The sequence below is a fragment of the Arenibacter sp. F26102 genome, assembly GCF_023015865.1.
Classification (GTDB): Bacteria; Bacteroidota; Bacteroidia; order Flavobacteriales; family Flavobacteriaceae; genus Arenibacter.
This window is the reverse complement of record NZ_JALKBC010000034.1, coordinates 1-10826: the sequence shown is the minus strand read 5'-3', so window position 1 is coordinate 10826 and position 10826 is coordinate 1. Positions and strand designations below refer to the sequence as shown.

Genomic DNA, 10826 nt, shown 5'->3' with positions numbered 1-10826 from the left:
TCTTTGGCGCCCATGACCCTATGGTACCCGGGAATATCGACGAACAGTGGCTTTTCTATGAATACGTGACGGCCCGCCTTAACGGCCGCCTCAAGGTGCAAGGGCCGGAATGGCGGCGGCGTGGCCAAGAGCACCACATCGCAATTGTCGATCACCTTCTGGTAGGCATCAAAACCAATGAACTTTTTCGAACCGGGAACGTCTACCTGATCCCCGTACGCACCCTTAAGGTTCTCGTAGGCACCGTTCAGCCTGTCCTCGAAAACTTCCCCTATAGCCACCAACTTCACCGTCCCGGAGGTCTTCAGCGCCTCGTGGGCGGCACCTTTGCCCCTGCCTCCACAGCCTACAAGACCGATTCTTATTTCTTTTTTATTGCTTAAATGAAAGGCGTGCATGGGAAAACTGCTCAGCAATGCACCTCCGGCAAGTGCCGTAGCACCGGATTTTACAAAATTCCTTCGCCCGTTGCCCTTAATATCTTTCTCCATAATTTTTGTCTTTTAAAATTTATCGATGCTCCTATTGTTCCCCTGCACAGGGAATCATACGTCCGAAAATCTATTTAGCTATTCAACTTCAGAAAATGGACCCTTAAGATCAGAAAGACGAGACCGATGGCAAAACAAATACCACCCCTATATCATCGCCATTGAAGTTAAATTGACCCAAATCGCAAAACAGATTAGGAAAACTAATAAAGGCATTTTTAGTAAATGCAAATTATGACTATTTTTTTCAATACCTCACAGCCACAACAACTTGGTCTCTAAATTCACCTATAATCCTAACAATTGGATTATCCATTAGGAAAAAATCTTCCTATACATAATCCATGAACTGCCGCATTGGTATTATATTAACCCCATCATTAAAATATTAATGATGGGGTTAATTCTATTTATCTCAAGATTATTCAATCACTTCCAACGGAGGAACATTCCTTTCATATCCATCGTAGCCATAATTCTGGTTTATTACTCCTAATGTGTTGGCAGTTATCACTTTAGACGGAATAGGCCACAGTGCATGATAAGGTTCCATACCAGCCGTGTTACCCAATAATGTAACTTGCTTTTCATACGTTTTATTTAATCTCATTACCCGGTCATAATAATAATTCTTATCTCCAAAATTATTAAGGCTATAACCGTCCTTATTCAGTTGGGCTAGAATATACGACACTCTTATTAGTTCTGAATGCCTTGGGGCCTCTGCGAATAGTTCCCTTGCACGTTCATCAAAAATAAAATCAAGAGTAACTTCTCCTGCCGTTATAGGAATCGCGTTAGCTCTTTGTCTAACCATGTTAAGGTCATCTGCTGCATTTGCGAATTGATTTTTCCAGTAATAAGCTTCAGCCCTGAGCAGATAAGCTCCCGCCAGCCTGAACAAATACCAGTCACCATTTCCTCCCATAGGTCTTGCTGTGGGATCATCCTGGGGAACATACATAATATAATGTGGCATTGCATAAATGTACTTAAACGTATCAATTGGCTGCGCAAAGTACGCCTCATTGACAGGTTTCCCGAAATCTACTGAACTAGGATTGTTATATAACAATTCATGTTTATCAACCCAGTTAATATCGGCACGTCTTAAATCTTGCGTGTTATCCCAGGTCTGTCCACCATAATTCCATAACTTATATTGAAAATGATGGGTGAGACGAACATTACAATTTCCTCTGCCTAATGAATCATACATAACCTGACCAGTACCGGCAATTGTCATCCCAGGTGCACCTTGACTGTCCAATACAGCAGGTTGGAACCATTGAGCGTTGTAATTCCGCATCGTATATAACCCATCGGACCTTGCATCGGAAGGAGCTTCATACCTATCAACAACAGCAAGTATTGTTTCTCTATTTTCAGAAGAATTGAAGTTTTTGGGGCGATGAAGATCCCAAATAAGGTTTCGGTTTGTATCAGCTACATCAACACCAAATCTATCTTCCATTAATGAGTAAGGCCCTTCAATAACCTTGTCTATGCTTGCAATAGCCTGGTCAAAATTGCTGTTTGCGAGATAAACCTTTGTCAACAAATAATTGGCAGCTCCCTTAGAAATATTTCCTGGTCCCGCAACATCGGGTAGCCATTGTGCAGCAAATTCCAAATCTTCTTCCAATTGTGCCAAAATAGTCCATCTGCTAGTTGAATAAAAGTCAAGTTTTTCGCCAGTAATTTCCTCATTTACATAAGGAACATCACCATACGTATTTACTAATCGATAATACCAATATGCTTTGTGCCATAAGGCTTCCGCTAAAATTACATTGCGGTCCTCCTGACTTTCCCACTCAATATCATCGATTCTCGATATAGCAACATTTGCATTCTTGATATGCCCGAATGTTTCCGTAAAAAAATCTAAAAAAGGATAATATTGCGATTGATTCGGCGTAAGCTTATGGAAATCAAGTTGAGACCAGGGAGACGCTAAATCAGAAGCTGAATACTCAGCAGCTATAGAGTTCAAATATCCGGTATTTTCACTTTTCAAAGCCTTTCTCAAGGTATAAAGCATCGACTCAAACCCATCCTTATCCACATACACGTTTTCAGGGCTGAAAAAAGATAAAGGTTTTGGCTCTAACCACTCTTTCGAACATGAAGTAATCATGACGAACATAACCAAACCTAATATTGCAAGTTGTTTTTGTATTTTATTCATCTTTAAGGTTATTTAAGGTTATTATAATGTTATACTAAATCCTAATGAATATGTCTTGGTCAACGGACTGTTTAACGATTCTGGATCCCATCCCGGCCATTTTGAAAAATAATATAGATTATGTCCAGAGAAAAATATTCTAGCATTAGTCATACCATTACGCTTCATAAAATCTGAAGGCACATTGTATGACAAGGTTAAGTCTTGTACTCTTACGAAAGAATTTGGTTTATATATCTGGATTCCTCCACCATATACTGTTGTGTTGGTAATCAAACGCGGATAATCATTTATTGGATTATCTGCTGTCCAATATGGAATATTCACTTCATTCCTTCTATCATAAGTATCGCTTCCTCCATTTCGAAGCGCATAAGAAAATGCTCCTAGTTGTCCAAATTCACCTCTTATAAAAATTGAAGCTGAAAAGTGTTTTAAGAAATTAAACTGATTTCTCATTCCCAGTCTAAACCGAGGTTCTGTGTACCCAATAAACTGTTTATCCGTTAATTCATCATACGTTCCGTCACCATCAATATCTTCTACTTTCCAGTCTCCCGGCTCCAATCCAACTGCAGCCGCAGCAGCAGCTTCATCAACTTGCCAAATTCCCAAGGTATTATAATCCCAAACGGCATCAATAGCTTGCCCAGGAAACCATTCATTTGTATAGTCGGGCAATTCAACACCATTTTCATCGAAATTGCTGAATAATTTATTAATCTTATTCCGGTTCAGAGCAAAAGTAAGGTCTGTTTTCCATGTTAAATTCTCATTGCTCACATTAACTGTATTCAGCGTCATTTCCACACCACTGTTCTGTAACTCCCCAAGGTTAGATAAAATCGATGAATATCCGGTAATTTCAGGTAATTTTCGTTCCATCAGAAGATCTACTGTTTTCATGAAATAGACATCAGCGGCAAAATTTATCCGGTTATTGAACATGCCCATGTCAAGACCAAAATTGAGCGATTCTGTTTTCTCCCATCTCAACGCACTATTAGCTAAAGTACTGTTGTATACGCCAACCTGGGTATTGGTTCCGTCATAATAAATATCTGATTCTGTTTGAGCCAATGAACCATAAATATCGATATCGCGGTTACCGTTTATTCCCCAAGACCCTCTGAGCTTCATTTGATTTATTTGATCAATATTGAAAAAACCCTCTTCTGAAACTTTCCATGCCAAAGCTACAGCGGGGAAAACGGCCCTCGGGTTTTCTTGTCCGAATGCAGAATATCCATCCCTTCTTACAGATGCTGTTAAAAGGTATTTATCTTTAAAAACATAATTTAACCTGGCCATTGAGGCATCTGCATTGGATTGCGTATCATTCGTCCCCACTGCTGGGTTTACGCCATATTGGAGGCCATTATAACCAAGGTTTTGATTTGGTGTAAATTGCTCATTCTTCAAATAAGAATAATTAGACTTGTTTTGCTCTGCACTTTGCAATAAAGTTAAATCGAAAGAATGTGATCCATATGTCTTCTTCCATGTAATTATATTATCCAAAATCCAGTTAAAGGAAGAATACTCTTCTCTTGTAGCATACCCACTTTGACCGCCGGTTATTGTTTCAGACGACCAAAAATTGTAATCTCCTGCAAATTCAAATCTAGGTTGGAAAGATAATTTATACTTAATTCCGAACGGTAACTGAATATTCGTATATAAAGTGCTAAATAACGAGTTAATTTTATTGGAACGATCCTGCCCTCTATAGTTAAGTAAAGGATTCGCAACGGTAAAGTCATTGGGGTATCTCTTTATAGTTCCATCATCATTATATTCTGAACCATAAGGACTCATTTGGTACATACTGGATAAACTTGCCGTAACCGAACTTTCATCCCGATTTGTGAATTGTGTATTCATCCCAATATCCATCCATTTTGTAGGTTTGAAGTTTAAATTCAACCTTGTTGTTAAGGCAGAATAGTCATCACCAAGAACAACACCTTCATTTTTCATATAGCCCATAGACCAGAAATAGGTAACCTCATCAGTTCCTCCGTTTATACTCAAATCATATTTTAATTGAACAGCCCCCTTGCGTATAACTTTATCATACCAATCAACGGAATTTCCATTTATGTAGTTGTCCATTTCAACTGGGAAAAATGTAAGCCTTGTTAACCATTCCCTCGTATTATCGGCATTAGGATTATTACTCGCACTTCTCCATTGGTCAAGGCTTACGCCATCTGGCAACTGGTTTGGATTGTCATAATAAAAAGAAGGCGAACTAGTATCAAGTGCTCGCTTTACATCTTGCCTAAAAGTAAGGTATTGTTCTGCATTGTTAGGGGCAAATTTATTAGTTGTACTTACAACTCCAACCTGTGATGTAAAATTGATGTTGGTTTTACCTTTAGTTCCACCTTTTGTTGTAATTAAAATTACACCTGAAGATGCCCTGGATCCATAAACAGCAGCAGAACTTGCATCTTTCAATATATCAATTGACTTAACATCGGAAGGGTTTATATCACGGAGGCTTCCATTGTAAATAGAACCATCAATAACTATCATCGGTTGGGTTGATGCATTCAATGAATTAGCCCCCCTAACTTCAATTGCTCCACCTCCGGCAGCAGTAGTCCCTTGAGTCATGTTCAACCCTGCAACAGTACCTTGCAACATATCTGTAATTTGCGTCATATGTTGATCTTTGTAAGTATCGGAACTTACATTTGCTACCGAACCAGTTAGGTCACTTTTTTTCATGGTACCATAACCAACAACTACCACTTCATCAAGACTATTGGCATCTTCTTCTAAGGCAACCTCTATGAAAGTTTGGTCCGTCACCTCTAATTCCTTAGGTATAAAACCCAAATATGATACTATAAGAATAGCATTTTGACTTCCTATTTGAATTGAAAAATTTCCATCTAAATCTGACTGCGTTCCATTGGCCGTTCCCTTTTCTAGGATGTTGGCGCCTGGTAGAGGTAGCCCATTTTGATCGACCACAGTACCGCTAATCTGCTGCTGCGGAACTTTTTCAAAATCAACAATATTTGGTATAGCACTAAAAACGTTTGTAAAACACAAAAGAATAAAGGTTCTCATCACGTTCATTAACACTGTCCTTCTCAAACAAACAAAGGCATAGTTTAATTTAATTTTCATAAGTTTTTTTTTATTAGTTAGTTAATCGCTCAAGCAAAAAAGGAAAAAGGGTATAGTTTAATACTTTTTAATTGCAGAATCATGGGACATATTTCAATATGCTCCTTAGAAAAATAACCTACTCCAAGTCCGTTGCCATATACTCGTTTTCCCGTTCAGGCATTAATCAATGTAGCTTTAAAGCGGTAAACCTCCTGTTCGGAAATTTACCAACCACCTAGGACATATCGGAATATCATCACCATTATCATATGAATATCTAGTATTAACCAAAGTATCTAACCAGCTAAGTTCCTTGTCCATATACTGTGTATTATAAATAATGTTTAATAAAAAAAGCAAACTAAAAAATAGTCTCTTGAGGCTCACTTAAAAGGGATGCGGATGCCTTGTCTAAGTACAACCAAGTATTGCTATGTAATCTTAATGCTGTCCCAGGAACCCCTTCAGAGATTTCTGATTCGACTGTGTTTTTTACGGCTATCGCTTTGCGACTATCAGGTACACTTGCAATTATTGCTTCTGATTTCAATACTTGCCTCACAGACATACTAATAGCTTGCTTAGGAACATCTCCCAAGGAAGCAAACCAACCTTCACCAAGTTGTTGTTCCCTACAAGCTTTGTCTAAATCAGCAATGAAATAAGCTTCTTCCCTGTCAAAATCCGCTGGCGGATCATTAAAGGCTAAATGTGCATTTTCGCCTATACCAACAAAGGCTACGTTAATTTTAATACAAGAAATTATCTTACCAAGTCTGTTACACTCATCTAAGGGGTTTTCAGCATCACCCTCTATGAAATAGAACTTTTTTATTGGCACCAAGTCAACAAATCGTTCTTTCAGGTATTTACAAAAAGAGGCCTTATGCACATTTGGCATCCCTACATATTCATCAAGGTGAAAGCCTGTTACTTTTGACCAATCTACGTCCTCTTTTACAAGTTCTGACAACATCTCAAACTGTGATGCACCAGTTGCCACAATTATATTTGCTCGACCATCTTTTTCAATTGCTTTTCGAATCAATTCCGCACCCTTTTTCGCGGACCTTTGACCTAATTCCTGTTTGTCATTTGAAATTACAAGCTTCATACTCTAAATTTTTGTATTGTAAAATTTGTTTTTATATGTTTTGGAAGAACCCTAGCTCTCTTTCTTCTTCCCAATTACCTCGCGTAAAATCAGGGAATTTGATAGGTACGCTTCCCAATTCGACCGATAATTTAGTAAGTGGTAAAATTACGGACCAGTCCACCCCGTTATAGACATTCATGTCCATGGGATATCCATTATTCAAATTTTTAATCAAACGGTAGAACATAATGTAATCCATACCTCCATGGCCTCCTTGTTCTTGGGCCTCCTCTTTCATTTTGCTCCAAATGGGATGCTCATATTTTTCTTGCATTGCCTTGAACTTTTCTTCGTTGAGCCAATCATGACCAAGACCTTCGTCGTAAAGCGACAAGCGGCTGGGATACCCTTCATGGTATGCCTTACTTCCTGACAATGCGTTAATGCGGCTATAGGGGCGAGGGGAAACGACATCGTGCTGAAGTAGTATCGATCTTCCTTTTGCCGTTTTTATCATTGAACTATTCATATCGCCATGAGAAAAGTTCTTTTGGTTATAAAAATCGTTGTCAGGTGACGATTGTGTAGCATATTGATGCAAAGACTCTTCTGAAGAATCCATTGAAACAAGATAATCGAACCGGTCACCATTGCCGATGTCCATATAATTAGCAATCGGACCCAATCCATGGGTCGGGTATAGGTTTCCATGCATTTCGGCATGTAATCTTAACCTCCATTGTTTATAATATGCACTAGTGGCAGGGTCATCGCTTTTTACGAACAATTTTTGTAACAAGGAATGAATGTAGCCTCCTTCTGCATGGGTCAACGAACCAAAGACATTGTTCTTGACCATATTTAATACCCAAAGCTCTTCTTCTCCATAACAGCAATTTTCAAGCATCATGCAGTGACGTTGCGTTTTTTCAGCAGTGTTAATAATGTCCCATGACTCTTGAATAGTAAGTGCAATCGGAACTTCCGATACGACATGTTTATTTTGTTCCATTGAATAAACTGCCATGCGCGCATGTTCAGTGGGAGGAGTGACGACAACTATTAAATCAATATCGTCTCGTTTTACCATATCTCTCCATATTTCTTCGTCACCGAAATACAAATCAATAGATTGCTTTTTTTTGTTCAATTTATTCAGCAGATCCAATGCTCTTTTAGCTCTACTTTCCCTAACATCGGCAATAGCAACTATTTTCGCATTAGGCTGTAATGAATTAATATTCTTCACATGGCCGTACCCTCTGTTGCCAACTCCTATGACACCTATTCTCACCTGTTTAATGGGGTCGTGTTTCAGACCGATTGCCGAGTTACCAATAGGTTGCGGCGTTTCACTAAGACCATAAATTTTTTTCTGAATTTCATCATGGGCAAAAACGGCCTGTGTCGAAAGTCCCAAAAATCCGGTACTCAATGCAGATAGCTTGATAAAATTCCTTCGAGTTTGATTTTTCATTTAACCATTTTGTTTATTTAGGTACGTTCTTTTTTCCAACCTATAAATATTGACTCTTGCGTACAACATTAGCCTTTATACAAATTCGCTGTTTAGACAGAATAGCACAACTCAATTCAGCTTACAATTTGCTGCAACATTCCAATAAGTTGAATTTATTTTGGGGGTTTTTTGAAGTCATTGTATTTGGCGAACAAATGTTTTAATCCTTTTATTTCTATCTGAAAAACATAGATGACATTTCAACATCAACCTTGTAAATCAATTCACAGTTCCCGTAAATCTATCAAAACAATTATAATTACGCAAACGTTTGTGTGTTAATTATATTTTAAGCAAAATCGATAGACTATATGGAAGGTATTGATATTCCTTTAGTTGAAAATATACAAAGTGTATAATTTTCAATATTCTTTTAACATATTGAACTATATTTTATAATAAACCTAGATAATTACACATACGTTTGCGCTAATATTCAATAGGATTATTTATTACTTTTGTGGTATGGAAAACACACGTATAACGATGACAGGTCTTGCCAAAATCTTAGGTGTATCCACATCTACTGTTTCAAGAGCTCTAAAGGACCATCACAGCATTGGGGAGGAAACACGTGAAAAAATAAAAAAAACAGCTATAAACCTAGGTTATATACCCAATTCCGTTGCTTCAAATTTAAGAAGAAGAAAAACCAATCATATTGGTGTAATAGTCCCACGAATTGATCGGTATTTTCATTCATCTTCAATAAGCGGAATTGAAGAAGTTGCCAATGAAGCTGGTTATTATGTTTCAATTTTCCAAACCAAAGATTCGTATATAAAGGAGGTAGAGAGCGTTGCGATATTAATGTCTAATAAGGCGGATGGAATTATTGCCTGTTTAGCTTTGGAAACATCTGATATTGACCATTACAAACAATTGGCAAATACCCATATTCCCCTCGTATTATTTGATCGTGTCTGCAGCGACTTAGAATCAAACAAAGTCTTGATCAATGATTACGATGCCGCCTTTAAAGCTTGTGAACATCTTGCTAAAATTGGATGTAAAAAAATAGCCCATATTGCAGGAAATTTAAATTCCTCAATTTTTAAAGCGCGACTAGAAGGTTATAAGGCCGCTTTAATCAAGAACAATTTAACTATTAATGAAGACCTGATTTTCTATGGCAACATCCTTAGCGAAGAAGAAGGTCACCTTTTTGCCAATGAGTTATTAAGCATGGATACAAGACCAGATGGCATTTTTTGTGCCAACGACATAACAGCTGTTAGCGTAATCCAAACAGCTAGGGAGAGAAAGTTTTCTGTCCCCAAAGATATAGCCGTTGTGGGATTTAGTAATACTCCCATATCTAAAATCATTCAACCTTCATTAACAACGATAGAAGACCATGCCTTTGAAATGGGACAAGCTTCAGCACGACTACTTATCAAACAAATTGAGGATAATGACAAGAATATAGTTTCCGAAACCATAATTATCCGCAATGAACTAATAATAAGAGAGTCCACTGTACCCTTAGAATAAGTGGGAACAGCGTCTTGGTAAGTAAAAACTGGACTGAATATTTGTTTAAGGTTCGACATCACCGTTAAGTTAATTCGGTCAGTGAAAAAGCGCCTTGGTGGCTTTCCTCACCTCCTGGACCGTTAGATCGGGCACGTAAAAATCAACACCCATATACCCGTTGATCTGCACTTGGATAAGACCAGGGACCATAGAACGGTCCGCAGTACTTTTGCTGCTCAACCAACATTCAATTTTTCCAATATCGCCATGATCTATTTCAAAGTTTACGGCATCACCATCGTGAATAAAGGATACCCCTATACAGTTTCATCGTCTTCTTTATATCCATTTGTAAAAAAGCAATATCCAAACCAATATAATTTTAAGATCCATCATCTATGTAAGGTTCTTTTAAATCACATTGGTGATTCCAGGAATCGGTATACTATAATTTCCATCAGGTCCGGGCACAGAAGGCATATCCGCATCCCAGCTGAATTCCTTTGGCAGAATACTCCTATTGGATTTCAGGGCCTCCTCCACCGTGATTATTTTCCCGGAGTGGATGGCCATGCGCCCGATAATGGTGGTCAAGGTGGATTTCGCTCCATAGTCCACCTGGTTCAGGGGACTGTTGTCGATTATCGAGGTGATGAAGTCGGACTGGCATTTTTGGGAAGCCCCGAGGGTCTCGTCCTTGTCGCGGTGCCTCCAGAGCAACTCCCCTTTCGAGCTATATATTTGAAATTTTTCGTCGGCATACCCATTCGAACCCTGAACATGGAATCCGACCCTGTTCCACGTATTGTCCATATTGGTGGACTGAACGTGCAGCTTGATCTTATTGGCATACTCGAATTCTGCGTAATGGTGGTCGTAGGTGTTCCCCTGGTCGGGGCCGCTGAATGTCTGCCTGCCCCCCAATCC

8 protein-coding genes are annotated in these 10826 nt (G+C 38.6%); 1 reads left to right on the top strand and 7 read right to left on the bottom strand.

The genetic code is table 11. The annotated features are described in order from the left end of the window. The 5 genes from MWU78_RS22010 to MWU78_RS21990 all read right to left on the bottom strand — a co-directional run. Positions 1 to 491 (bottom strand): Gfo/Idh/MocA family oxidoreductase (locus tag MWU78_RS22010; protein WP_247001930.1); only part of this gene is annotated, 491 nt, incomplete at its 3' end. Positions 492 to 912: 421 nt separating this feature from the next. Then, complete coding sequence (locus tag MWU78_RS22005) at positions 913 to 2682, bottom strand: RagB/SusD family nutrient uptake outer membrane protein (protein ID WP_247001928.1); 1770 nt, start codon at positions 2680 to 2682, stop codon at positions 913 to 915. 21 nt (positions 2683 to 2703) lie between these two features. After that, the gene (locus tag MWU78_RS22000; protein WP_247001926.1) at positions 2704 to 5826 is read right to left on the bottom strand and encodes a SusC/RagA family TonB-linked outer membrane protein; all 3123 of its coding nucleotides are present in this window, start codon (positions 5824 to 5826) and stop codon (positions 2704 to 2706) included. 343 nt (positions 5827 to 6169) lie between these two features. Continuing rightward, the gene (locus MWU78_RS21995; RefSeq protein ID WP_247001924.1) at positions 6170 to 6922 is read right to left on the bottom strand and encodes a glucosamine-6-phosphate deaminase; all 753 of its coding nucleotides are present in this window, start codon (positions 6920 to 6922) and stop codon (positions 6170 to 6172) included. Between the two features lie 31 nt (positions 6923 to 6953). Continuing rightward, positions 6954 to 8381, bottom strand: a complete 1428-nt coding sequence (locus tag MWU78_RS21990; RefSeq protein ID WP_247001922.1) for a Gfo/Idh/MocA family oxidoreductase — start codon at positions 8379 to 8381, stop codon at positions 6954 to 6956. Positions 8382 to 8888: 507 nt separating this feature from the next. Between MWU78_RS21990 and MWU78_RS21985 the strand changes: the two genes are divergently transcribed. Next, positions 8889 to 9917 (top strand): LacI family DNA-binding transcriptional regulator, encoded by a 1029-nt coding sequence (locus MWU78_RS21985; protein ID WP_247001921.1) that lies wholly within the window; start codon positions 8889 to 8891, stop codon positions 9915 to 9917. 78 nt (positions 9918 to 9995) lie between these two features. Here MWU78_RS21985 and MWU78_RS21980 read toward each other — a convergent pair whose 3' ends face one another. Beyond that, on the bottom strand, positions 9996 to 10139 hold the full coding sequence (locus tag MWU78_RS21980) for a hypothetical protein (RefSeq protein WP_247001919.1): 144 nt from the start codon (positions 10137 to 10139) through the stop codon (positions 9996 to 9998). Positions 10140 to 10310: 171 nt separating this feature from the next. Then, positions 10311 to 10712, bottom strand: a complete 402-nt coding sequence (locus MWU78_RS21975) for a hypothetical protein (protein WP_247001917.1) — start codon at positions 10710 to 10712, stop codon at positions 10311 to 10313. Between the last annotated feature and the right edge of the window lie 114 nt (positions 10713 to 10826).